The organism is Streptomyces sp. NPDC008121 (assembly GCF_042957155.1).
Lineage (GTDB): Bacteria > Actinomycetota > Actinomycetes > Streptomycetales > Streptomycetaceae > Streptomyces.
In genome coordinates this window covers 99,650-123,618 of sequence record NZ_JBIBHT010000010.1, presented here as the reverse complement: position 1 = coordinate 123,618, position 23,969 = coordinate 99,650, and the positions used below count along the sequence as shown (strand labels likewise).

At 73.8% G+C, this 23,969-nt stretch carries 17 protein-coding genes; 11 read left to right on the top strand and 6 right to left on the bottom strand.

Features of this window, described 5'->3' with window-relative positions; translation table 11 throughout:
* Positions 1 to 41: 41 nt before the first annotated feature.
* Positions 42 to 1,646: an MFS transporter gene (locus ACFZBD_RS29920; RefSeq protein WP_391146128.1), complete on the bottom strand. Its 1,605-nt coding sequence runs from the start codon at positions 1,644 to 1,646 to the stop codon at positions 42 to 44.
* A 448-nt stretch (positions 1,647 to 2,094) separates the two neighbouring features.
* On the opposite strand from ACFZBD_RS29920, the gene ACFZBD_RS29915 reads away from it, so the two are divergent.
* From ACFZBD_RS29915 to mfd, 3 genes are all read left to right on the top strand, one after another.
* Positions 2,095 to 2,913, top strand: a complete 819-nt coding sequence (locus ACFZBD_RS29915) for an ATP-binding cassette domain-containing protein (protein WP_391145604.1) — start codon at positions 2,095 to 2,097, stop codon at positions 2,911 to 2,913.
* Positions 2,910 to 5,483 carry an FtsX-like permease family protein gene (locus tag ACFZBD_RS29910; RefSeq protein ID WP_391145601.1) on the top strand — a complete coding sequence of 858 codons (2,574 nt, stop codon included), beginning with the start codon at positions 2,910 to 2,912 and terminating at the stop codon, positions 5,481 to 5,483. Before ACFZBD_RS29915 ends, ACFZBD_RS29910 begins: the two co-directional genes overlap by 4 nt.
* Positions 5,484 to 5,905: 422 nt before the next feature.
* Positions 5,906 to 9,442 carry a transcription-repair coupling factor gene (gene mfd, locus ACFZBD_RS29905; protein WP_391145599.1) on the top strand — a complete coding sequence of 1,179 codons (3,537 nt, stop codon included), beginning with the start codon at positions 5,906 to 5,908 and terminating at the stop codon, positions 9,440 to 9,442.
* Between the two features lie 76 nt (positions 9,443 to 9,518).
* On the opposite strand, the gene ACFZBD_RS29900 is transcribed toward mfd, so the two are convergent.
* Complete coding sequence (locus tag ACFZBD_RS29900; protein ID WP_391145596.1) at positions 9,519 to 10,184, bottom strand: WHG domain-containing protein; 666 nt, start codon at positions 10,182 to 10,184, stop codon at positions 9,519 to 9,521.
* A gap of 90 nt (positions 10,185 to 10,274) precedes the next feature.
* Here ACFZBD_RS29900 and ACFZBD_RS29895 point away from each other — a divergent pair, with 90 nt between their 5' ends.
* Positions 10,275 to 11,162: a hypothetical protein gene (locus ACFZBD_RS29895; RefSeq protein WP_391145593.1), complete on the top strand. Its 888-nt coding sequence runs from the start codon at positions 10,275 to 10,277 to the stop codon at positions 11,160 to 11,162.
* Between the two features lie 153 nt (positions 11,163 to 11,315).
* On the opposite strand, the gene ACFZBD_RS29890 is transcribed toward ACFZBD_RS29895, so the two are convergent.
* The gene (locus ACFZBD_RS29890; protein ID WP_391145590.1) at positions 11,316 to 11,525 is read right to left on the bottom strand and encodes an Rv0909 family putative TA system antitoxin; all 210 of its coding nucleotides are present in this window, start codon (positions 11,523 to 11,525) and stop codon (positions 11,316 to 11,318) included.
* 125 nt (positions 11,526 to 11,650) lie between these two features.
* On the opposite strand from ACFZBD_RS29890, the gene ACFZBD_RS29885 reads away from it, so the two are divergent.
* Entirely contained in the window at positions 11,651 to 12,325 is a 675-nt protein-coding gene (locus tag ACFZBD_RS29885; RefSeq protein ID WP_391145587.1) for a DUF1524 domain-containing protein, read from the top strand.
* Positions 12,326 to 12,388: 63 nt separating this feature from the next.
* A complete protein-coding gene (locus ACFZBD_RS29880; RefSeq protein WP_391145586.1) occupies positions 12,389 to 13,135 on the top strand; it encodes an N-acetyltransferase in 747 nt (248 codons plus the stop codon).
* A 105-nt stretch (positions 13,136 to 13,240) separates the two neighbouring features.
* On the opposite strand, the gene ACFZBD_RS29875 is transcribed toward ACFZBD_RS29880, so the two are convergent.
* Positions 13,241 to 14,020, bottom strand: coding sequence for a hypothetical protein (locus tag ACFZBD_RS29875; protein WP_391145584.1), 780 nt, complete (start codon positions 14,018 to 14,020; stop codon positions 13,241 to 13,243).
* Between the two features lie 208 nt (positions 14,021 to 14,228).
* Complete coding sequence (locus ACFZBD_RS29870) at positions 14,229 to 15,026, bottom strand: DUF4352 domain-containing protein (protein WP_391145582.1); 798 nt, start codon at positions 15,024 to 15,026, stop codon at positions 14,229 to 14,231.
* 184 nt (positions 15,027 to 15,210) lie between these two features.
* Here ACFZBD_RS29870 and ACFZBD_RS29865 point away from each other — a divergent pair, with 184 nt between their 5' ends.
* The 5 genes from ACFZBD_RS29865 to ACFZBD_RS29845 all read left to right on the top strand — a co-directional run bounded on the left by ACFZBD_RS29865 (position 15,211) and on the right by ACFZBD_RS29845 (position 21,529).
* Positions 15,211 to 17,316 carry an N-6 DNA methylase gene (locus ACFZBD_RS29865; protein WP_391145580.1) on the top strand — a complete coding sequence of 702 codons (2,106 nt, stop codon included), beginning with the start codon at positions 15,211 to 15,213 and terminating at the stop codon, positions 17,314 to 17,316.
* Between the two features lie 169 nt (positions 17,317 to 17,485).
* Positions 17,486 to 18,043, top strand: a complete 558-nt coding sequence (locus tag ACFZBD_RS29860) for a hypothetical protein (protein WP_391145577.1) — start codon at positions 17,486 to 17,488, stop codon at positions 18,041 to 18,043.
* Complete coding sequence (locus ACFZBD_RS29855) at positions 18,040 to 19,560, top strand: protein kinase (protein WP_391145575.1); 1,521 nt, start codon at positions 18,040 to 18,042, stop codon at positions 19,558 to 19,560. The genes ACFZBD_RS29860 and ACFZBD_RS29855 overlap by 4 nt, the downstream gene beginning before the upstream one ends.
* Positions 19,561 to 19,700: 140 nt before the next feature.
* Positions 19,701 to 20,990 carry a phospholipase D-like domain-containing protein gene (locus ACFZBD_RS29850; protein WP_391145573.1) on the top strand — a complete coding sequence of 430 codons (1,290 nt, stop codon included), beginning with the start codon at positions 19,701 to 19,703 and terminating at the stop codon, positions 20,988 to 20,990.
* A gap of 140 nt (positions 20,991 to 21,130) precedes the next feature.
* Positions 21,131 to 21,529: a hypothetical protein gene (locus ACFZBD_RS29845; RefSeq protein ID WP_391145571.1), complete on the top strand. Its 399-nt coding sequence runs from the start codon at positions 21,131 to 21,133 to the stop codon at positions 21,527 to 21,529.
* Here the strand turns inward: ACFZBD_RS29845 and ACFZBD_RS29840 are convergent.
* Complete coding sequence (locus ACFZBD_RS29840; protein WP_391145568.1) at positions 21,519 to 23,939, bottom strand: YfhO family protein; 2,421 nt, start codon at positions 23,937 to 23,939, stop codon at positions 21,519 to 21,521. The two genes, ACFZBD_RS29845 and ACFZBD_RS29840, sit on opposite strands and share 11 nt — an antisense overlap.
* Positions 23,940 to 23,969 lie beyond the last annotated feature (30 nt).

Below are 23,969 nucleotides of genomic sequence, written 5' to 3'. Positions count from 1 at the left end.
CGACCTGAGGCGCGGGCCAGGCGCTTCGTTCCGGGCGCCCCTCAGGACTTCGGCTGTTCCTCGCCGTCCGTCAGGACCGGGAAGCGGCGGGGCGCGAGCGTGAGCAGGACGACGAGGGCGATCGCCGCCGCGCCCGCCGCGCCGAGGTAGACGTAGTCGACCGCCGCGTCGACCGCGCGCCGCAGGTGGTCGGCGGCGGAGTCGGTCAGGGAGCCGGGCGTCTCCAGGGCGCGGGCGAGGGAGTCGAGGTCGCCGCCTCCGCCGAGCCGGGCGGCCAGGACGCCGTTGGCGACCGCCCCGAAGAGCGCCGCGCCGACGCTCTGCCCGACCTGGCGGCAGAAGAGGACGGACGCGGTCGTCGTGCCGCGCTCCTGGTACGGGACCGTCGACTGGACCCCGACGATCAGCGGGAGCTGGAAGAAGCCGAGGGCGCCGCCGAGCAGCAGCATGAGCAGGGCCGGCTGCCAGGGTTCGCCGGGGAAGGGCAGGAAGGGGAAGGCCAGCAGGACGGCCAGGGCGAGGCTGATGCCGAGGACGGCGGTGGAGCGGAAGCCGATGCGGTTGTAGACGCGGTTGGACAGGGCGGCGGTGACCGGCCAGCTGAGGGTCATGGCGGAGAGGACGAAACCGGCGGCGATCGGGCCGAGGCCGAGGACGGCCTGGGCGTAGGTCGGCAGGAAGACGGTGGGGGCGACCATCAGGAGGCCGAGAGCGCCGAGGGCGAGGTTGACGGCGGCGATGGTGCGGCGGCGCCAGATCCAGCCGGGAATGATCGGCTCCGCGGCGCGTCGTTCGACGAGGACGGTGACCGCGGCGAGGGCGAGCGCGCCGCCGAAGAGTCCGAGGGAGGGGGCGGAGAGCCAGGGCCAGGCGACTCCGCCCTGGACGAGGGCGGTGAGCAGGAGCGCGCCGGTGCCGAAGATGGCGAGCGCTCCGGCCCAGTCCACGGAGGGCCGCCCGCCCCCGGCGGCCCCGGCTCGCGCAGCCCCGATCCCGGCACCGGTCCTGGCCCCGGCGGCCCCGGCTCGCGCAGCCCCGATCCCGGCACCGGTCCTGGCCCCGGCCATGGCGGCCCCGGTGCCGGCCCCGGCCCTGGCGGTGCCGGCCTCAGCCGCCCCGCCCCGCTCCGGTTCGACCAGGTAGCGGACGATCAACCACAGCGCCACCAGCCCGACCGGCAGGTTGATCAGGAAGATCCAGCGCCAGTCGGCGTACCCCGCGAGGAGGCCGCCCGCCGCCGGACCCGCCACCGACGCCGTGGCCCACACCGAGGACAACTTGGCCTGGATCTTCGGCCGTTCCTTCAGCGGATACAGGTCCGCCGCGAGGGTCTGGATGGTGCCCTGGAGCGCGCCGCCGCCGAGGCCCTGCACCACGCGGAAGGCGATGAGCGAGCCCATGTTCCAGGCCGTCGCGCAGAGCAGGGAGCCGATGAGGAAGAGGACCGTCCCCGCGATCAGGACCGGCTTGCGGCCGAAGGTGTCGCAGAGCTTGCCGTAGACCGGAAGGGTGACCGTCACGGCGAGCAGATAGCCGGAGAACAGCCAGGAGAACACCGCCAGTCCGCCGAGGTCGCCGACGATCTGGGGCACGGCCGTGGCGACGACGGTGCCGTCCAGGGCGGCCAGCCCCATCCCCAGCATCATGGCGGCGACGACCGGTCCGCGGCCGCGCGGGGTGGTGGCGGGGGCACCGGCCCGCCGCGTCGTGGTCCCGGACACCCCGTCGTTCCTCCCCCTGCGGCCGATGCGCCCCGACGCGTACCGGACCGTGCCGGTGCGTCGTACATCTACTTCGTCGGCACAGCCTCTCACTCGAACCGCGGGGGGAGAACCCCTAGGGGACTCTCCCCCATACGGGGCAGGGGTCGTTCGTCCCGGCGGAGGACGAGGAGAGCACGTTCCCGTCTTTACCTTGTTCTTACGGAAGACACCCGGTCCTCCGGAGGGCGTCCCGCCCCCCGGACCCGCTCGGCCCTGAGGAAAACCCCAGGGCGAAGAGTGCGGCGGACACCAATGACCCGCGCCCCGCCCCCACGCAGACTCGACATGCGCCGAATCCGGCCATGATCAATCCATCCTGAGGAGACATACCGTGACTTCGGCTGTGACCATCCCCCGGCACGGGGATACGGGCGGACGTACGGCCGTCGCCGCGCGGGCGCGGCAGGTCGTCAAGGCGTACGGCGCGGGGGAGACCCGGGTCGTGGCGCTCGACCACGTCGACGTGGACATCGCCCGCGGGCAGTTCACCGCCATCATGGGGCCCTCGGGCTCCGGCAAGTCGACCCTGATGCACTGCCTCGCCGGGCTCGACACCGTCACCAGCGGCCGGATCCATCTCGACGAGACCGAGATCACCGGCCTGAAGGACAGAAAGCTCACCAGACTGCGCCGCGACCGGATCGGCTTCATCTTCCAGGCCTTCAACCTGCTGCCGACGCTGAACGCGCTGGAGAACATCACGCTGCCGATGGACATCGCCGGCCGCAAGGCGGACCAGGAGTGGCTCGACCGGGTGGTGACGACGGTCGGTCTCGCCGACCGGCTGAAGCACCGGCCCGCCCAGCTCTCCGGCGGCCAGCAGCAGCGCGTCGCCGTGGCCCGCGCGCTCGCCGCCCGCCCCGAGATCATCTTCGGTGACGAGCCGACCGGAAACCTCGACTCCCGGGCCGGGGCGGAGGTGCTCGGCTTCCTCCGCCAGTCCGTCGACGAGCTCGGCCAGACCATCGTGATGGTCACCCACGACCCCGTCGCCGCCAGCCACGCCGACCGGGTGCTCTACCTCGCGGACGGACGGATCGTCGACGAGATGCTCCGGCCCACCGCCGACGCCGTACTGGACCGCATGCTGCTCTTCTCCGCGGGCCGCCCCCAGGCCACCGACGTCGACGGCGCGGAGCGGACGTCATGACCGTCCTGAAGACCTCGCTGCGCAACTTCCTCGCCCACAAGGGGCGGATGGCGCTCTCGGCCGTCGCCGTCCTGCTGTCCGTGGCGTTCGTCAGCGGCACGCTCGTGTTCACCGACACCATGAACACCACCTTCGACAAGCTCTTCGCGTCGACCGCCGCCGACGTCACGGTCAGCTCCAGGGACGGGACGGTCGAGTCCGAGACACCGCAGACCGGCCGCCCCGCGACCCTCCCCGCCTCCCTCGTGGACCGGGTCCGCGCCGCGGAGGGCGTCAAGGACGCCCAGGGCTCGGTCATCTCGCTGAGCGTCACCGTCGTCGACTCCCGCGACAAGAACGTCGGGCCCACCGGCGGCGCTCCGACGATCGCGGTCAACTGGTCCCCGATCGAGCTGCGTTCGGTGGACGTCACCTCCGGGCACGAGCCGCGCGGACCCACCGAGGTGATGGTCGACGGCGGCACCGCGGAGAAGCACGGCCTGAAGATCGGCGACGAGCTGCGCACCATCGCCGTCACCGGCGACTTCGCGTCCCGGATCTCCGGCATCGTCGACTTCAAGGTCACCAACCCCGGCGCCACCGTCGTCTACTTCGACACCGCCACCGCCCAGCGTGAACTCCTCGGCAAGGAAGGCCTGTTCACCCAGATCACGGCCGACGCGGCGCCCGGCGTCAGCGACGAGGCGCTGAAGGCGAACATCGCCTCCGCGGTCGGCGCCGGCTACACCCTGCAGACCGCCGCGGAGGTCGCGGACGCCGGCCGCGAGGACGTCGCCGGCTTCCTCGACGTGATGAAGTACGCGATGCTCGGCTTCGCCGGGATCGCGTTCCTCGTCGGCATCTTCCTCATCGTCAACACCTTCTCCATGCTCGTCGCCCAGCGCACCCGCGAGATCGGCCTCATGCGGGCCATCGGGTCCAGCCGCAAGCAGGTCAACCGTTCCGTCCTCCTGGAGGCCCTGCTCCTCGGCCTCGTCGGCTCGGCCGCCGGCGTCGCCGCCGGTGTCGGGCTCGCCATCGGACTGATGGAGCTGATGGGCACCATGGGCATGGAGCTGTCCACCGGCGACCTCACCGTCCGGTGGACCACGCCCGCCCTCGGCGTCCTCCTCGGCGTCGTCGTCACCGTCCTCGCCGCCTACATCCCGGCCCGCCGGGCCGGCAAGGTCTCCCCGATGGCGGCCCTGCGCGACGCCGGCACCCCGGCCGACGGCCGCGCCGGCCGGATCCGCGGCGGGCTCGGCCTGCTCCTCACCGCCGGCGGCGCCGGCGCGCTGTGGGCGGCCACCCAGGCCGAGAAGGCGTCCGCCGGCTCCCTCTGGCTCGGCCTCGGCATCGTCCTCTCCCTCATCGGCTTCGTCGTCGTCGGACCGCTCCTCGCGGGCGGGGTCGTCCGCGGCCTCGGCGTCGTCGTCCTGCGGGTCTTCGGCCCGGTCGGCCGGATGGCCGAGCGCAACGCGCTGCGCAACCCCCGCCGCACGGGCGCCACCGCCGCCGCCCTGATGATCGGGCTCGCCCTCGTGGCCTGCCTGTCGGTGGTCGGCTCGTCGATGGTCGCCTCGGCCACCGAGGAGCTGGACCGCTCGGTCGGCGCCGACTTCATCGTCCAGTCCACCAACGGCCAACCCGTCATGCCGCAGGCCCAGGCCGCACTGGAGCGCACCCCGGGCCTGGCCCACGTCACCGAGTACCGGTGGATCGAGGCCACGGTCACCGCGCCCGGCGGCAAGGCCGTGGAGAAGGGCCTGGCCGCCGCCGAACCGACGTACGCGAAGGACCTGCGCCGTGACACCACCGGCGGCACCCTCGCCGACGCCTACGGCGAGAACGCGATGTCCGTCGGCAGCGACTACGCCGCCGAGCACGGGGTGAAGGTCGGCGACACGCTGACCGTCGCCTTCAAGGGCGGGACGACCGCGCGCCTGAAGGTCGCGGCGATCACCTCCGACGAGAACAACGTCGACAAGGGGGCGATGTACACCAACGTCACCACCGCCGCCCGCCATCTCCCGGCCGAGAAGATGCCCCAGAGCATGATCCTCTTCGCGACCGCGCAGGACGGCAAGGAAGCCGAGGTGTACACGGCGCTCAAGAAGGCGCTCGCCGCCTACCCGCAGTACACCGTCCAGAACCAGGCCGACTACAAGCAGACCCTGAAGGACCAGGTCGGCCAGCTCCTCAACATCGTCTACGGCCTGCTCGCCCTGGCGATCATCGTCGCCGTGCTCGGCGTGGTGAACACGCTCGCGCTCTCGGTCGTCGAGCGGACCCGCGAGATCGGCCTGATGCGGGCCATCGGCCTCTCCCGCCGCCAGCTGCGCCGCATGATCCGGCTGGAGTCGGTGGTGATCGCCCTCTTCGGCGCGCTGCTCGGCCTCGGCCTGGGCATGGGCTGGGGCACGGCCGCGCAGAAGCTGCTGGCGCTGGAGGGGCTCGGGGTCCTGGAGATCCCGTGGCCGACGATCCTGACGGTCTTCGTCGCCTCGGCGTTCGTGGGACTGTTCGCGGCGCTGGTCCCGGCGTTCCGGGCGGGACGGATGAACGTCCTGAACGCGATCGCGACCGAATAGCAGGAACAGCCGGAATAGCCGGACGGCCCGCGGGCCGGTGCACGGCACGGTACGGACGGGGGGTACGGGGGTACGGCCCCGGTGGGCATCGCACACGATGCCGGCCGGGGCCGTGGCCGTGCGTACGGGCAGCCCCCGGCACGGCTGTGTGCACGAGGCGGCCTCCGGTTGGCCGTGCGTACGAGGCCCCTGGCCCCCCTGGGGCGGGCGCCGTCGCCAAGGCACGGCGGCCCCTCGGAGCGCCTCCAGGCCGCCCCCGGCCCGCCCCCTCCGTCTCTCTGCCACCGCGCTGTCCCCGCCGCCACACCCCCGCCGCCCCGGGTTTCGGGCGCGGGTGTCGTCGGCACGTCGTAGTCTGGAGATCCCCCGGCCCGTACCACGTGTCGGGCTGTTCGCGTTGCCCTCTCCCGGGATGGAAGTCCATGAGCCTGCACGGTCTGCTCGACGTCGTCGTCAAGGACGCGGCCCTCGCCGAAGCGGTCAGGGCCGCGGCGGACGGCAACCGCATGCACGTGGACCTGGTCGGGCCCCCGGCCGCGCGCCCCTTCGCCGTGGCCGCGCTGGCCCGCCGGGCCGGCCGCCCGGTGCTGGCCGTCACCGCGACCGGCCGGGAGGCGGAGGACCTGGCGGCCGCCCTGCGGACCCTCCTCGACCCGGAGACGGTCGTCGAGTACCCGTCCTGGGAGACCCTGCCGCACGAGCGCCTCTCGCCCCGCTCCGACACCGTCGGCCGGCGCCTCGCGGTGCTGCGCCGCCTCGCCCACCCCTCGGCGGACGACCCGGCCGCCGGACCGGTGTCCGTCGTGGTCGCCCCCGTACGCTCGGTGCTCCAGCCGCAGGTCAAGGGTCTCGGCGACCTGGATCCCGTAGCCCTGCGGACCGGATCCACCGCCGATCTGAACGAGGTCGTGGAAGGGCTCGCGGCGGCCGCGTACTCCCGGGTGGAGCTGGTCGAGAAGCGCGGCGAGTTCGCCGTCCGCGGCGGCATCCTGGACGTCTTCCCGCCGACCGAGGAACACCCGCTCCGGATCGAGTTCTGGGGCGACGACATCGAGGAGATCCGCTACTTCAAGGTCGCCGACCAGCGCTCCCTGGAAGTGGCCGAGCACGGCCTGTGGGCGCCGCCCTGCCGTGAGCTGCTGCTCACCGACGAGGTGAAGCGGCGGGCCGCCGCCCTGGCCGAGGCGCACCCGGAGCTGGGCGAGCTGCTGGGGAAGATCGCCGAGGGGATCGCCGTCGAGGGCATGGAGTCCCTGGCGCCGGTCCTGGTCGACGACATGGAGCTGCTGCTCGACGTGCTGCCCGAGGGCTCCATGGCCGTGGTCTGCGACCCCGAGCGGGTGCGTACCCGCGCGGCGGACCTGGTGGCCACCTCCCAGGAGTTCCTGCAGGCGTCCTGGGCGGCCACCGCCGGCGGCGGCGAGGCGCCCATCGACGTCGGCGCGGCCTCGCTGTGGGGCATCGCGGACGTCCGTGACCGGGCGCGGGAGCTCGGCATGATGTGGTGGTCGGTCTCGCCGTTCGGCGCGGACGACGACGCCGACCTGGACGCCGACACGGTCAAGCTGGGCATGCGCGCCCCGGAGTCGTACCGCGGCGACACCGCGCGGGCGCTCGCCGACACGAAGGGCTGGCTGGCCGACGGCTGGCGCACGGTCTACGTCACGGAGGCGCACGGGCCCGCGGCCCGGACGGTCGAGGTCCTCGGCGGCGAGGGCATCGCGGCCCGGCTGGACTCGGACCTGACGGAGATCTCCCCGGCGGTCGTCCATGTGGCCTGCGGCTCGATCGACTACGGCTTCGTCGACCCGGCGCTCAAGCTGGCGGTGCTGACCGAGACGGACCTGTCCGGGCAGAAGGCGGCCGGGAAGGACGGCCGGCGGATGCCGGCCAAGCGCCGCAAGACGATCGATCCACTGACCCTGGAGGTCGGCGACTACATCGTGCACGAGCAGCACGGCGTCGGCCGGTACATCGAGATGGTCCAGCGGACCGTCCAGGGCGCCACCCGGGAGTACCTCCTCGTCGAGTACGCGCCGGCCAAGCGCGGCCAGCCCGGCGACCGGCTGTACATCCCCACCGACCAGCTGGAGCAGGTCACCAAGTACGTGGGCGGCGAGGCGCCGACGCTGCACCGGCTCGGCGGCGCGGACTGGACGAAGACGAAGGCGCGCGCGAAGAAGGCGGTCAAGGAGATCGCCGCCGACCTGATCAAGCTGTACTCGGCGCGGATGGCGGCGCCGGGCCACGCTTTCGGCCCCGATACCCCCTGGCAGCGCGAGCTGGAGGACGCCTTCCCGTACGTGGAGACGCCCGACCAGCTGTCCACCATCGCCGAGGTGAAGGAGGACATGGAGAAGACGGTCCCGATGGACCGTCTGATCTGCGGCGACGTCGGCTACGGCAAGACGGAGATCGCGGTCCGCGCCGCCTTCAAGGCGGTGCAGGACGGCAAGCAGGTCGCCGTCCTCGTCCCGACCACGCTGCTCGTGCAGCAGCACTTCGGCACGTTCTCGGAGCGGTACTCGCAGTTCCCCGTCGTCACCCGGGCGCTCTCCCGCTTCCAGACGGAGACCGAGTCGAAGGCGACGCTGGAGGGGCTGCGGGACGGCTCGGTCGACATCGTCATCGGCACGCACCGGCTGTTCTCGTCGGAGACGAAGTTCAAGGACCTGGGCCTGGTCATCGTCGACGAGGAGCAGCGCTTCGGCGTCGAGCACAAGGAGCAGCTGAAGAAGCTGCGGGCCAACGTCGACGTCCTGACGATGTCGGCCACCCCCATCCCCCGCACGCTGGAGATGGCGGTGACCGGCATCCGCGAGATGTCGACGATCACCACCCCGCCGGAGGAGCGGCACCCGGTCCTCACCTTCGTCGGGCCGTACGAGGAGAAGCAGATCGGCGCGGCGATCCGCCGTGAACTGCTCCGCGAGGGCCAGGTCTTCTACATCCACAACCGCGTCGAGTCGATCGACCGGGCGGCGGCGCGGCTGCGGGACATCGTCCCCGAGGCGCGGATCGCGACGGCCCACGGCCAGATGGGCGAGTCGGCGCTCGAGCAGGTCGTGGTCGACTTCTGGGAGAAGAAGTTCGACGTCCTGGTCTCCACGACGATCGTCGAGTCGGGCATCGACATCTCCAACGCGAACACGCTGATCGTGGAGCGCGGCGACAACTTCGGTCTTTCGCAGCTGCACCAGCTGCGCGGCCGGGTCGGGCGCGGCCGCGAGCGCGGCTACGCCTACTTCCTGTACCCGCCGGAGAAGCCGCTGACCGAGACGGCGCACGAGCGGCTTGCGACGATCGCGCAGCACACCGAGATGGGCGCCGGCATGTACGTCGCCATGAAGGACCTGGAGATCCGCGGCGCCGGCAATCTCCTGGGCGGTGAGCAGTCCGGTCACATCGCGGGCGTCGGTTTCGACCTGTACGTACGGATGGTCGGCGAGGCGGTCGCGGACTACCGCGCCTCGCTGGAGGGCGGGGTGGAGGAGGAGCCGGCCCTGGAGGTCAAGATCGAACTGCCGGTCGACGCCCACGTCCCGCACGACTACGCCCCGGGCGAGCGGCTGCGCCTCCAGGCGTACCGCGCCATCGCGTCGGCGAACTCCGAGGAGGACATCAAGGCGGTACGGGAGGAGCTGACGGACCGCTACGGCAAGCTCCCGGAGCCGGTCGAGAACCTGCTCCTGGTGGCGGGCCTGCGCATGCTGGCCCGCGCCTGCGGAGTCGGCGAGATCGTGCTGCAGGGTCCGAACATCCGCTTCGCCCCGGTGGAGCTGCGCGAGTCCCAGGAGCTGCGGCTCAAGCGCCTGTACCCGCGGACGGTCATCAAGCCGACGGTCCACCAGATCCTGGTCCCGCGCCCGACGAGCGGCAAGATCGGCGGAAAGCCGGTGGTGGGACGCGAACTGCTGGCGTGGACGGGCGAGTTCCTGACCACGATCCTCGGGTCGTAGGGGCCTAGGGGCGGGCTCAGGCTCGGGGCCGCTGAGGCCCGGGGCTCGGGCGGGTTCCGCAGGCGGGCGGCGGGGTTTAGAAGAGCAGGGCCGCGAGGCGGCGGAAGTACTCGGTGGGGTCCAGGTCGCCCATCGGGCCCGCCTCGGCCCGGTGTGCGGCACCGTCCCCGTCTTCCCCCGGCTCCGTGCTGTGCCCGTCCTCTTCGGCGCGCGGATCGTCTCCGGGGTCGCGGGCGTTCCGCGCGTCCAGGTTCTCGGTCAGCAGGAGCGTCGCGAAGCCGTGGGCCAGCGACCAGGCGGCGATGCCCGCCGTGCGGGCGTCCGCGGTGGGGGTGGCCGCCGGGGTCAGGGAGTCGATGCCCGCGCGGAGTTCGGCCGAGGAGCGTCGCCGGGCCGCCAGCAGGTCCGGGTCGTCGCCCCGCAGCAGGGCGGGCTGGAACATGACCTGGAAGTGGGCGGGACGGTCGACGGCGAAGCGGACGTAGGCGACCCCGCGTTCGCGGAGGCTGGGTGCGGTGGCGAGGGCGTCGGCCAGGAGATCGTGGCCTTCGGCGGCGATCGCGGTCAGCAGGCCCGTGCGGTCCTTGAAGTGGTGGGCCGGCGCGGCATGGGAGACGCCCGCGCGGCGGGCCAGGTCGCGCAGGCTCAGCGCCGCGGGGCCCTCGGCGGCGATGACGTCGAGGGCGGCGGTCAGGACGGCCTGCCGCAGGTCGCCGTGGTGATAGGTGCGCCGAGCGGTCATGAATCCCCATCCTACGCGGATCTAGTCATTGACAGGTTGGAGTCGGGCACGCAATCTAGACAGTGACAAGATGAGGTGGAGGGGGAAGCCATGACCGTGGAACCGGAGACAGGCGTCCAGCCCGGGCGCGTACGCCAGATGTGGCACCTGCTGGAACCGCTGCACGCCCTGCTGTACTACGCCCCGGAGGCGTTCGACGAGGCCGCCCGCCTCGGCTACGCCGTCGAGGAGCGCTGGCCGAGCTACTTCGCCTGGCGCGCCGCGCCGCTCGGCCCCGCCGGACGGGAGCGGGTCGCCTCCGCCTTCTACGGCTTCAGCCCCGACACGGTCGGCCGGTACGTCCCGGCGGTCTGGCACACGGCCGCACCCGACGCGGTGCTCGCCGCCCGGCTGCGGGCCGTCGACCGGGCGTACCGGAGCGTCCTCGGCGCGGAGACCGTCGACGGCCCCGAAGTCGCCGAGGCCGCCCGGCTGGCGCGCCGCGCCGCCGAGGCCGCCGGGACGGCGGGGCGACCGCTCGCCGCCGCCCACGCCGCGCTGCCCTGGCCGGAGGCGCCGCACCTCGTCCTCTGGCACGCCGCGACGCTGCTGCGCGAGCACCGGGGCGACGGGCACCTCGCCGCCCTGCTCGCCGCCGAGCTGGACCCCGCCGCCTCGCTGGTCTCCTTCGCCGCGGTCGGCGCCGCCTCGGAGAAGACCTTCGAGAGCCGGGGCTGGAGCGAGGCCGAATGGGGCGCGGCCCGGGACCGCCTCGCCGCCCGCGGTCTGCTCGCCGCCGACGGCACGGCCACCGAGGCCGGCCGGGCCCTGCGCGCGGAGGTCGAACTGCGCACCGACCGTCTGGCCGCCGCCCCCTGGGACGCCCTCGGCCACGAAGGAACCGCCCGGCTCGCCGAACTCCTCGGCGGCCCCTGGCTGGCGGTGATCGGCTCGGGGCTGCTCCCGGCCGAGAACACCCTCGGCATCGGCAAGATCTGAGCGGAGCCGCGGGGGCGCGGCGGTACGCGCCGCGGCCGTGGCGTGCGCGAAGCACGTCCACGGCCGCGGAGGTGTGGGGGTGGAGCCAGCGCGTGCCCGGCGTTCCCGGCGAGGCGGGAACGTCGCGACACGTCCTGGGTCGGACCGGCGCCGTCAGGTGGTGGGCGGAGGGGGCGGCGGGGGTTCTTCCCGCCGGTCCTTCGCGCCGAGCCTGTCCCCGACGTGCCGCTGTGCCTGGTCGACCTGACCCGTGTACTTGTTGCCGGTCTTCTTGTCGACCATGTCCCCGGCGCGTTCGACCCCCTGTTGGGTCTTGTCCGGGTGCTGGCCCAGCATCTCTTTGAGCTTGTCCATGATCCCCATGCGTCCAGACTCCTTCGGAAGGGGACATACACCGCATTCGACGCTACGCGCCCCGCGCCGATTCCGCGCGCCGGGCAACCCGGCACCCTGGCGGACCCCCCGCGGTGCCTGGCTAATATCCCCGCGTGCCCAGCTACCGCAGGATCCCGCGTCTCGCCGCGCTCGCCGCCGCCGCCCTCCTCGCCTCCGGCTGTACGCCGCCACCGGAAGGACGGCCCGCCAAGGGCGCCCCCGGGGGCGCCGGATCCGCGCTCGCCGCCGTGGACATCCTCACCGTCAAGGGCCGCGCCCCGAAGACCGGCTACGACCGGGAGAAGTTCGGCCGCGCCTGGGCCGACGTCGACGGCAACGGCTGCGGCACCCGCGACGACATCCTCAAGCGCGACCTCGCCGACGTCCGCTTCACCGACGGCCGCTGCAAGGTCGCCTCCGGGGTCCTCGCCGACGACCCCTACACCGGCGGCCGCGTCGACTACGTCCGCGGCCGCAGCAAGATCGACATAGACCATGTCGTGGCCCTCTCCGACGCCTGGCAGAAGGGCGCGCAGCAGTGGGACGCGGGCAAGCGGCGCCGGTTCGCCAACGACCCGCTCAACCTCCTCGCCGTCGACTCCGGCGCCAACCGCCGCAAGTCCGACGGCGACGCGGCGACCTGGCTGCCGCCGAACAAGACGTACCGCTGCCCGTACGTGGCCGGGCAGGTCGCGGTGAAGAAGAAGTACGGCGTGTGGGTCACACGCGCCGAGCGGGACGCGATGAAGCGGGTCCTCGCCGCCTGCCCGCGGCAGAAACTGCCGTAGGGGCCGGGCGGGTCCGAAGAAAAACCGGTTGGGGAGCGGGGGCGAGATCGTTAGCCTGCGCGGATGGAGCTGAACATAACCACTCTCGCCGAACGTCCCGAACTCGAGGGGCCGATGTGGCGGATGCTCGACCTGTGGCCGGAGTTCATGCTCCACGACCCGATCGGCTGGGCCAACATCGGCCGGGTCGTCGGTGAACTCCCGGAGTACGTCCTGGTCGCCACCGACCCCGAAGGCACGGTCGTGGCGCGCGCGTTCAGCGTCCCGTTCCAGCTCGGAGCCGAGGGCCGTGGCGAACTGCCCGCCACCGGCTGGGACCAGATGCTGCTGTGGGCCTTCTCCGACAAGCGGCACGGCCGGATCCCCGACACCGTCAGCGCCATCGAGGTCACCGTCGCCCGCGAGGCGCTGGGCCGGGGCGTCTCCGCCAGGATGCTGGCCGCCATGCGGGACAACGCCGAGCGCCTCGGCTTCACCCAGCTCGTCGCGCCGGTGCGGCCCAACGGCAAGCATCTGGAGGCCGGTACGCCGATGAGCGAATACGCCTTCCGTACCCGCGAGGCGGACGGGCTGCCCACCGACCCCTGGCTGCGGGTCCACGTCCGCGCCGGCGGGGCGGTGGAGTCCGTCGCCCCGGTGTCGATGACGATCGCCGCCGCCCTGGACGACTGGCGCAAGTGGACCGGCCTGCCCTTCGACACCGACGGCCCGGTGGAGGTCGAGGGCGCCCTGGTGCCGGTGCACTGCGATGTCTCCCGCGGCTACGCCGTCTACGTCGAGCCGAACGTCTGGGTCCGCCACCGCCTGTAACCCGACCGATCCGTGAACACCCGACGGGGTGTGCGGGCCGCCCCCCTCCGGCGGCCCGCACACCCCGTCGCCGTCCCCCGGCTCCTCGGCTCAGCGCTCCTCGGGCTACTGCTTCTCGTCGAGGATGTCCTTGGCGGGCGGGGGCGTGGCGGTGACCGGCTTGCCGTAGTCGGTGAAGGCGATCGTCCCCGGCTCCTCGCCGCCCGCCGTCACGATCTTCAGCAGGTGCGGCTCGCCCTCCGTGGCGACGTAGAGCGTCGTCTTCTCCTTGTCGAACGCCTGCGTGAGCATGAGCGCCTTCCTGCCGCCGACCGTGGTCTCGCCGCTCTTCACGGAGAGGGCGGTCCCCTGCTCGAAGTCGGCGAGGAGCGCCTTCAGGTCGCAGAGCTCCAGGCTCTCCTTGGCCTCCGGGTCCGACACCGCCGTCTTCACCCAGCGGCCCCTCAGCTCCTTCAGCACGGCCTCCTGCATCTCGGCGGACTCGCCCTTGGCCTGCTCCCGCAGGAAGGCCTCGTCGAAGCGGAGGTAGGCGAACGTGTCGTCCGGCTTCACCACCTCCGCCGTCCCCGTCGTGCCGACCGTCAGCGTGCCGGCGCACTTCTTCCGGATGTCGACGGCCAGACGCGCCTTCATCGGCCCGTCGGTCGTCCTGACGGCCAGGTCGAGGGTGAGGGAGTCGGCGGCCTTGGTCGCGGTGATCGCCTTGTCGGCGATCTGCGGCCCGGTCAGCTCCCCGAACGGCCCGGCGGCCTTCGGGTCGTCACCGAACGGGCCGCAGGCGGCGGCGCCGAGCGCCAGAGCGGCACAGAACGCCGTGGCGAGGGCCGTACGACGGAGACGGAGGCGGGGGCGGAGGCGGGGGCGGGGGTGGGTGAGCTCGGACATGCGGGGTTCTCCGGAGGTGGGAAGCGTGCGGTGCGGGGCGGCGCCGTGGCGGCGGTGGGACTGCGTGCGGTTCGAGCGCCGTGGCGGCGGCGGGGGCGTGCGGAGGCGGCGGGGAGGCGCCGGGCGGTACGGGGGTGCGCCGTGGCGGCGGGGAGCGCCGGGCGGTGCCGAGGGGCGGGGGCCCGCGGGGCCCGCGCGGCCCCGGCGGTCAGCCGATCTTCAGCTCCCACTGGGCGGCGTTGTGCTCCAGGCCGGGGCTCACGTCGACCATGAGGGTCTTCGCGTCGGCCGGGGCGTCGAAGGCGAAGGTGACCGTGGACTTCTTGCCGGGCAGGACCGCGCCGTCGAAGCCGCTGCCGACCTTCTCGTCGAAGATCTGCTCGGCCGCGACCCCGTCCTTGCCCGCGCGGGCGTCCAGCGTCGCCAGCGTGGAGTCGAACCGCTTCGTGCCGCCGTTCTCGATGACGACGGTGACCTGGTAGGCCTTGTTGCCCTCGGTGTGGCCGACGGCGTACTCGCTCGGGGAGTACGTCTTCGCCGCCGAGACCGTGACCTTCAGCCCGTCGTCGTACGTGGAGCTCGCGCCGGCCCCCAGGGCCTTGGCCGTGCCCGTGTCCCCGCCGCCCGCCGACGCGCCCGGCTTCTTCGACGTCGGGTCCTTCGGGGCGGCGTCCTTGACGGCCTTGTCGATCTCGTCGACCGCCTCGCTGACCGCCGCGAACGTGATCACTGCGCCGACCACCGAGAGGACCAGGGCCGCGAGGCCGAGGACGACGCCCGTGACGGTCGCGCCCTTGTTGTTCGCCTCGCCGCGCTTCACCCGGCCCTTGCCCACAAGCCCGAGGACCAGCGCGATCAGGCCCAGGATGCCCGCCAGCCAGAAGAAGAACGGGATCAGGCCGGAGACCGTGCCGATGATCCCGAGGACCAGGGCCGCGGTGCCGAGCCCGTTGCGGAACGCCGCCGGCGCCGGCGCGGGCTGGAAGTGCGTGGTGTCGTACGACATGACTGTGTCCTCCCGGACCGGTCGACTGACTGGAGCGATGGATCAATAACAGCAGAGCCTGTGAACCGAGTCAACACGGTTCACGTCTTTCAGGTCGGATCACGCTGTGAAGCGGTGAGCCTTGCGCGCGTCGGTACTATCGACGCCACAACGACGACAGCAGGACCACGAAGGGAGTCGGACGGTGCCGGAGCGCGCGACAGAGGTGACCGCCGCCGGGATCGCCCGGCTGGCCGGGGTCGGCCGCGCCGCCGTCAGCAACTGGCGGCGCCGGCACGCCGACTTCCCCCGCCCCGTCGGCGGCACGGAGACCAGTCCCTCCTTCGCCCTCGCCGAGGTCGAGGAGTGGCTGCGCGCCCAGGGCAAGCTCGCCGAGGTCCCCCTGCGCGAGCGGGTCTGGCAGCAGGTCGCCGGCCATCCCGCGGGAGCCGTCACCGCCCTCGCCCACGCGGGCGCCGTGCTGCTGCTCGTACGCGACCGGGCCGCGGCCTGGCCGACGCTCGCCGCCGCCGACGACGAACGGCTCGCCGCGACCCTGCCGATCGCCCTGGAGGAGACGCTCACCGAGCGGTTCGGCCCCGAGCGCAGCGTGCGCACCCCCACCGCCGCCGAACTCGCCCCGTCCCTCCCCCTCGTGCGCGGGGCCGCCGACCTCGCCGCCGAGACCGGGCCCCGTGAGGCCTTCGAGTTCCTCCTCGGCCGGTACCTCGACGCCAACCCGCGCCAGTACACGCTCACCCCGCCCGGGCCCGCCGCCCTGATGGCCGCCCTCGCCGCCGCCGGCACCGACGGACCCCCCACCGTCCTCGACCCCGCCTCGGGAACCGGCACCCTGCTGCGCGCCGTCGAGCGGCCCGGCGCCCTCCACGGCCAGGACGCCGACCCCGACCTGGCCGCCCTCACCGCCCTGCGCCTGGCCCTGGCCGGCGACGCCGACGTCCGCGTGCGGGCCGGCGACAGCCTGCGCGCCGACGCCTTCCCGCACCTGGCGGCGGACGCCGTGCTGTGCCACCCGCCGTTCAACGAGCGCAACTGGGGCCACGAGGAACTGGCCTACGACCCGCGGTGGGAGTACGGCTTCCCGGCCCGTACGGAATCCGAACTCGCCTGGGTCCAGCACGCCCTGGCCCGCCTCCGCCCCGGCGGCACGGCCGTCCTGCTCATGCCGCCCGCCGCAGCCTCCCGCCGCTCCGGCCGCCGCATCCGCGCCGACCTGCTGCGCCGGGGCGCCCTGCGGGCCGTCGTCGCCCTGCCCGCCGGCGCCGCGCCGCCGTACGGCATCCCGCTCCACCTCTGGGTGCTGCGCAGGCCCGTCGCCGGAACCGCCGCCTCCCAGGAACTCCTCGTCGTCGACACCGCGTCCCTCGCCGCCGACCAGCAGGGCGGCGGCCCGGGCCGCGACCGGCTCGACTGGCAGGCCGTGCACACCGCCGTCCTCGACGCCTGGCTGCCCTTCGCCCAGGACGGCACCGTCGAGCAGGTCCCCGGCGCGAGCCGGGCCGTGCCCGTCATCGAACTCCTCGACGACGACGTCGACCTGGCCCCCGCCCGCCACCTGCCGCCCCCGGCCGCCGCCGGCGGCGCGGCGGACCTGGCGCGGGTCCGCGACCGGCTCGCCGAGACCCTGAGCCGCACCGTCGCCCTCGCCCCCCCGCCCCCGCCGCCCACGACCGCCGACCCGGCCGCCGCCCGCCTCACCGGCGTCACCGTCGGCGAACTCGCCCGCACCGGAGCCCTCGAACTCCGCGCCGGCGGCGCGGGCACCACCGGCACCACCGGCACGGCCGGCCCCGAGGCGCCCCGCCGGGACCATCCCGCCCGGGTGCTCACCGAGAACGACGTCTTCGCCGCCCAGCCGCCCTCCGGGGCCCTCCCCGACGGGCCGCCCGAGGAGCCCGTCCTGCTCCGCGCCGGCGACGTCGTCGTCCCCGTCCTCGGCGGCGGCTCCGTCGCCCGGGTCGTCGACGCGGCCACCGCCGGGGCCGCCCTCGGCCGCAACCTCCAGCTGCTGCGCCCCGACCCGGCCGCCCTCGACCCCTGGTTCCTCGCCGGATTCCTGCGCGGCACCGCCAACAACCGCCAGGCCAGCAGCTACGCCTCCACCGCCACCCGGCTCGACGTCCGCCGCCTCCAGCTCCCGCGCCTGCCGCTCGCCGAGCAGCAGCGGTACGGCGAACGCTTCCGCGCCCTCGCCGAGTTCGAGGACGCCCTGCGCCTCGCCGGACGGCTCGGCGACCTGCTGGTCCAGGGTCTCTACGACGGGCTCGCGGACGGCACGGTGGCTCCCTGACCCCCGCGCCCTGATCGGTTCGGCAACGGTTCCGTACAACCCGGGAGCCGTTGTCGTCGTCGGTGTATACGCTCGGACCCGCAACCGATCCAGGTGACCAGGAGCAGGAATGTACGGCCCCGGCTATGAGCCCCCGGCACCTCCGCGTGCCCTCCCGACGTCGATCGTCGTGCTCCGTGTGCTCTTCGCCGCGCTTCCGCTCTTCAGCTGCGGGATGCTGACCTGGGCGACGATGCTGCGGCTCGCCATCGTGACGCGCCGTACGTCCGACTGGATCCTGTGCGGTGTGGCGACCGCCGTCGTGATCACCGGCCTGGTCCTGATGCCCGACGACGTCGAGACGACGCAGGCGGACGTCACCGTCGGCCTGATCCTGCTCAGCGCCCTCGTGTTCACGGCCTACTTCCTCTACGCCGACATCCGGCACGACAAGGTGCGCCGGATGGGACCGGCGGGAGCGTCGCCGTACGCGACGACCGTCCCGCAGCACCGGACGGGGTACGGCTACCCGCCCGCCTACCCCCAGGTCCAGCCCCAGGCGCACCCGCAGCCGCAGGCCCAGCCTCTCCCGGCCGTCCCGCCCCAGCCGCAACAGCAGCCCCACCCCACCCCGCCGCCGCACACCCCTCAGACCCCCGCCCCCCAGCCGCACAACCCCCGGCTCGACGAGGTCCGCGCCGAGCTGGACGAGCTGAGCCACCTCCTCCGTAAGGACGAGGGGAAGTGAACGGACGCGTCATCGGCGGCCGTTACGAACTCTCCACGCTCATCGGCCAGGGCGGCATGGGCCAGGTGTGGACGGCGTACGACACACGGCTCGACCGCCGTGTCGCCGTCAAACTCCTGCGACCCGACCACATGGCCGCCGCCACCGCCGCCGGCGAGATGCGGCGCCGCTTCGTCCGCGAGTGCCGGGTCACCGCCCAGGTCGACCACCCGGGCCTGGTCACCGTCCACGACGCCGGCAGCGACGGCGACGAGCTGTACCTCGTCATGCAGTACGTCGAGGGCGCGGACCTCGCCGACCACCTGGCCGAACACGACCCGTACCCCTGGCCCTGGGCGGTCTCCGTCGCCGCGCAGCTGTGCGCGGTCCTCGCCGCCGTGCACGCGGTGCCGATCGTCCACCGCGACCTCAAGCCGCGGAACGTGATGGTGCGCCCCGAAGGCAGCGTCACCGTCCTCGACCTCGGCGTCGCCTCCGTCCTGGACACCGACACCACCCGCCTCACCCACACCGGTTCGCCCATCGGCAGCCCCGCCTACATGGCGCCCGAACAGGCGATGGGCGGCGCCGTCGGCCCGTACACCGACCTGTACGCGCTCGGCGTGCTGCTCCACGAACTCCTCAGCGGGAACGTGCCCTTCGCCGGCTCCACCGCCCTCGGCGTGCTGCACCGGCACCTGTACGAGCCGCCGCTGCCGGTCCGCCGGCTGCGCCCCGAGGTGCCCGAGGCCCTGGAGGCGCTGGTCCTGCGGCTGCTCGCCAAGGACCACCGGCACCGGCCGTCCGACGCGCACGAGGTGTACGAGGCGCTGCTGCCGCTGCTGCCCGCGCGCGGGGTCCCCTCGGGGCCGCTCGATCCGACGCGCCCCTTCCTGCGCCCGCACGCGCCGTGGCCCGACCGGGCCGCCGTCCCGCCGCCGCCCCCCGTCGCGCCGCCGGTCGCCCCGCCCGTCTCGCGCCCGGACGTGGCCGCCGCCGTCGACGAGGTCAAGCGGCTGCTGGGCGAGGGGTCGATCACCCAGGCCGTCGACATCCTCGGCGGCATCCTGCCCGCCGCCGCGGCCGAGCACGGCGAGCACTCGCCCGTCGTCCGGATCCTGCGCAAGCAGTACGCCACGACCCTGATGGACGACGGTCAGTACCGCCGCGCCCTGCCGGAGCTGCGCCGCCTGGCCGAGGACCGCACCGCGGAGGCGGGCCCGGCCGACCCGCAGACGCTGCGGTTCCGCTTCGACGCGGCGCAGTGCCTGGAACAGCTCGGCGAGACCGCGGACGCGCTGGCGGAGTACCGCGCGCTGCTGCCGTACGTCGACGGCGGCACGGACCCGTCGCGCGGCTTCGACATCCGCCGGCGGATCGGGAACCTCCTGCTGGCCATGGGCGACCACGCGACGGCGCACCAGCACCTCCAGGCGCTGCTCTACGACACCGAGCGCGCCTACGGTCCGTACCACGCGGTCCCGGCCGATCTGCGGCGCGCGCTCGCCCGCCAGCAGCAGATGGGCCCGCACGTCTGACGGGGTGTGAGCCGGATCACGGCCGCAAGATCGTCGGTCGGGCGATGATTCTCGTCCGGCCCGGGCGGCTCCTCCGCCCGGGCCGTGCAGCGTACGCGCGGGTGCGCGGACGCCACCCGAAGGAACGAGAACGAGGGCACGTGACCACGAAGCAGCGCGCGAAGAAGCACGGATACAGAACGACGGCGGCCTCGCTCGCGCTGGGCGCCCTGCTGATGGCGACCCCGGCGGCGAGCGCGGAGCCGGTCACGGCCGTCACGACCGGGCCGGTCTTCAACGACCCGTCGGGCGACACGACCGCCCAGGGGCGGATCCTCAGCCACCTGGGCCGGCTCGTCGACGGCGCCGAGCCGCAGTCGTCGATCCGGGTCTCCCTGTACCTCTACGGCTCCCAGTGGCTCACCGAGCGGCTGCTCGCCGCCCACGCGCGCGGGGTGACCGTCCAGGTGGTCCTCGACGCCGACACCGCCGGCTACCCGGCCGTCTCGAACCTCAAGAACGGGCTCGGCGGCGACTCCTGGGTGCGGATATGCAAGCCGGAGGAGGCCTGCCTCGCGAAGGACCCGGGCACCACGGCGGCGGACCCGAACGGCTGGTACGACAACGTCAACCACAACAAGTACTTCCTGTTCTCCCGTACCAAGGGGAACGGCACCGTGCCGGTGGACGACGTGGTGGTGCAGTCCTCGGGCAACCTCATCGAGCAGGACCGCACGAAGCTGTGGAACGACGCGATGACGGTGGCGGGCAACAAGGAGCTGTTCGACGCGTACACGGCGTACTTCGGCGACCAGGCGGGGGCGGCCGTCGGGCAGGTCCCGCAGGTCGACGAGTACGCGCACGACACGCAGGCGGGCAAGGCGAAGGTCTACTTCTTCCCGCGCTCCGGCACCGACCCGGTGGTCAACGTCCTGAAGACGGTTGCCCAGCCGGTCGGCACGGCGGCTCCCTGCTACGGCAACGCCCCGGGCTCCGGCACGTCCGACGGCCGTACGCGGATCCGGATCGCGCAGGGCCACATCGCCCGCCCGGACGTGGCCGAGCAGCTCTGGAAGCTCGCGGACGCGGGCTGCCACGTCGAGATCGTCTACGGGAAGCTCGACAACTGGCCGATCGACGCGGCGAAGTTCCCGCTGCGGGTGGCCGAGTGGCTGACGCGCCCGACGGCGAAGGGCCGCATCGTGCTCCACCAGCTCCACGCCCTCGAGCGCGGCGGCACGTCGTCGCACACGAAGTACCTGCTGATCGACGGCGCGTACCTGGGCGGAGCCAACAAGAAGATCGTCTTCACCGGCAGCCACACGTACACGACGATGGCGCTGAAGGTGAACGACGAGGCGATGCTGAAGTACGAGGACCCGGCGGTCTTCGACGCCTACGCGGTGAACTTCGCGGCCCAGCGGGCGGCGTCGGAGTCGGAGGGTCTGTAGGGACCCGGGCGGCGGCTGACGGGGCGACAGGATCACGAGTGCGCATCTGATCGGTGACGGGTTCCTCCTGGTCCGTTTTGACCGATCTGCGACATGTAGCGTTCGCGTTTGATCATGTACACGTCCCCAAGGAATCCTTCATGACCACCACGCCGCCGCCCGTCACCCCCGAGCAGCCCGCCGCCTTCGGCGAGCCCGTCGCCCCCGCCGAGCCGCCGAAGAAGGGCGGCCTGGGCAAGAAGATCCTGGGCATCGTCGCGGCCATCGCGATCGCGCTCGGCGTGAAGTTCGGGTACGCGGCGATCAGCGGCGACCTTCCCACCCACGCCGAGGCCGGCGACTGCATCACCGTCACCGGCCCGGACGACGACCCGAAGGTCGAGACCAAGGGGTGCGACGACAAGGCGCCCGACCTCTACAAGGTCACCAAGGTCGTCGACGGCACCTTCGACGTCGAGAAGTGCGGCGAGCTGAGCGCGCTGGCGCAGGAGTGGGAGCACGAGAAGTTCGTCCTCTGCCTGCAGCCCGTCAAGAACTGACGCCGCTCCGCGCGGAGGGGGCCGGACGCACCGCGTCCGGCCCCTCGCGCGTTCCCGGCCCCGGGCCCATGGAAGGCGCGGACGGGCCGCAGGAACGCCGCCGCCGGAGGACCGAACCCAGCAGCAGCACCGCCGCCGCACCCCCCGCGCCCAGCCCGGCCCGGAGCCCCGGGGGACGGAACGCGCAGGTCACCGCGGTGCCGGCGGGCGGAACGGGGGTCGCCACCAGGCCGCCGTACGAACCGGCCGGGCGGCCCTCGCAGCGCCAGCCCGCGATGCGGGGGGCCGCCAGGACGAGCGTGCCGCGGGTGCCGGGGGCGAAGGTGGCCCGCAGGCCGGTGGACGTGATCCGTACCGACGTCGGCGCCGTCGCCCGCAGCCCCGCCACCGCCGTCCGCAGGCGCGCGTGGTCCAGGCACTCCACCTGCCCCCGCTCGCCCCGCCCGGTCAGGACCGGGCGTTCGCCCGCCGTGCGCGGGACGCCGAGGGCGACCATCGCCGCCCGCCGCTTCGGCAGGCCGCCGAGGAGCCGCGTGGTCCGGGCCCCGAGCCGGGCCGTGCCGGTGAAGTCCGGCGCCCAGAGGACGACCTCGCGGCCGGCCGGGCAGACCCCGCCCGCCCCCGCCGGTTCGTAGACCCGCGCCCCGAGCAGCAGCTCCTGGTTGCGGAACGGCGAAGGCCCGTACCGCGGCGGCGCCGTGCCCTCCGGCCGTACGGTCACCAGCGGGAGGACCAGCGCGGGATCCGTGCGGACGACGGCGCCGTCCCGCCACCGCGCGCCGACCCCGAACAGGGCGTCCGTCACCGGGTTGTCGAGGCTCGGCAGGTTCCGGCCGCGCGAGGTCCAGCCGCCGCCGAGCGCCGTCAGCGTCCGCGTCAGGGCCTCGGGGGTGTGGCTGCTGTAGTAGGCGCCGCCCTGCCCGCCCAGCAGCAGCGGATCGTTGCCCGCGACCCGGGGCAGCCCGGAGTCCGTCCGGTAGGCAGGCCAGCCGTCGACCGCCGCGAGCGCCGCGGCCCGGCGCGCGTGTTCCGCGCCGTACGCCGGATAGTCGTCGAGGCGGGCCGCCCGCTCCCGGTCGGCGTACGCGGTGGTCGCCGCCGCCTGCCCGACCAGCGCCCCCGACAGGACGACGGCGGCCACGGCCGCGTACCGCCCCCGCCGGGGCAGGAGCATCGCCCCGACGACGGCGGCGCATCCGGCCGCGCCCAGCAGCAGCGCCCAGCCGTGCGCCAGCGGGCTGAGCAGCGTGACCGCCGCCGCGAGACCCACCGCCCCGGCCCCGCCGAGCAGCGCCCGCCGGTCGGGCGGGCCGTGCGCGAGGCCGGCCCAGGCGGTGAGGACGAGGACGCCCGCGAGGACGAACGTCTGCCGGTAGGGGCTGCCGTTCGGCGTGGCGAAGAGGTGCCACAGCAGATGGGTCGGGCCCCACTGCGTGGACACCGCCACGGTCACGGCCAGCCCCGCCCACAGCCACCGCTCGCGCCACGCGACGTCCCGGCGCAGCGGCAGCGACAGCGCGAGCAACGGCACGGCGGTGAAGACGAAGACCGCGGGGCTGGAGAAGCTGTACGTGGCGGGCAGCAGCCGGGCGAGGAAGTCCGGCCAGACGACCGGGGCGAACTCCCGGACGAGACCGGGGTGCGCGAGCCGGGAGCCGAGGAGGACGGGGAACAGGACGGGCGCGGCGAGCCCCACGCCGAGCCCGGTCGTGGCGGCCGCCCGGCCCACCACGCGGAGGCGGAAGGAGTCGGTCTCGGCGAGCCGGACCAGCAGGACCAGGGCCGCGCCGAGGGCGGCCATGTACGCGGTGTAGAAGTTCGCGATCCAGCAGAGCGCGACCACCAGCGGCCCGAGGAGCGGCCGCCGCCCCTCCCGAACCCATTCGCCCACGAGGCACAGCAGCGGGAAGGCGATCAGCCCGTCGAGCCACATGGGGTTGTACGTGGCCTCGGCGACGGACCAGCCGCACAGGCCGTACGAGGCGCCGAGCAGCCCGGCCGCCCACCACGTGCCCGGCCGGGTGCGCAGCAGCAGCGCGGTCATGGCGGCGGCCGCCACCGCCGTCTTCAGGACCGTGACGGCGTAGACCGCGTACTCGATGTCGTCGCGCGGGAACAGCGCGACGAGTGGAGCGAAGGGGCTCGTCAGATAGGTGCCGAGGTCGGGCAGGAAGCTGGTGCCCCAGCCGGACCGCCAGTTGAGGAGCAGTCCGCCGTCGGCGTCCCCGCGCAGCAGGTCCCACAGGTGCGCGTGGAACGGGACGAACTGGTTGGCCAGGTCGTTGACGGCGCGTCGGCGTGGGCCGAAGGGGAAGGCACGGGCGACGGCGTCCCCGGTGCACACGGCGAGCACGGTGAGGAACCCGGCGAGCCCCGCGGCGCGTCCCGCCCGCTGGGTCCTGATCTTCATGATGGTTCGAATATGCCAGCCGGAGAAACG

Coding starts and splice junctions, on each gene's coding strand:
- ACFZBD_RS29920 (WP_391146128.1), bottom strand. CDS start 1,646: ATGATGCTGGGGATGGGGCTGGCCGCCCTGGACGGCACCGTCGTCGCC.
- ACFZBD_RS29910 (WP_391145601.1), top strand. CDS start 2,910: ATGACCGTCCTGAAGACCTCGCTGCGCAACTTCCTCGCCCACAAGGGG.
- mfd (WP_391145599.1), top strand. CDS start 5,906: ATGAGCCTGCACGGTCTGCTCGACGTCGTCGTCAAGGACGCGGCCCTC.
- ACFZBD_RS29900 (WP_391145596.1), bottom strand. CDS start 10,184: ATGACCGCTCGGCGCACCTATCACCACGGCGACCTGCGGCAGGCCGTC.
- ACFZBD_RS29895 (WP_391145593.1), top strand. CDS start 10,275: ATGACCGTGGAACCGGAGACAGGCGTCCAGCCCGGGCGCGTACGCCAG.
- ACFZBD_RS29890 (WP_391145590.1), bottom strand. CDS start 11,525: ATGGGGATCATGGACAAGCTCAAAGAGATGCTGGGCCAGCACCCGGAC.
- ACFZBD_RS29880 (WP_391145586.1), top strand. CDS start 12,389: ATGGAGCTGAACATAACCACTCTCGCCGAACGTCCCGAACTCGAGGGG.
- ACFZBD_RS29875 (WP_391145584.1), bottom strand. CDS start 14,020: ATGTCCGAGCTCACCCACCCCCGCCCCCGCCTCCGCCCCCGCCTCCGT.
- ACFZBD_RS29870 (WP_391145582.1), bottom strand. CDS start 15,026: ATGTCGTACGACACCACGCACTTCCAGCCCGCGCCGGCGCCGGCGGCG.
- ACFZBD_RS29845 (WP_391145571.1), top strand. CDS start 21,131: ATGACCACCACGCCGCCGCCCGTCACCCCCGAGCAGCCCGCCGCCTTC.
- ACFZBD_RS29840 (WP_391145568.1), bottom strand. CDS start 23,939: ATGAAGATCAGGACCCAGCGGGCGGGACGCGCCGCGGGGCTCGCCGGG.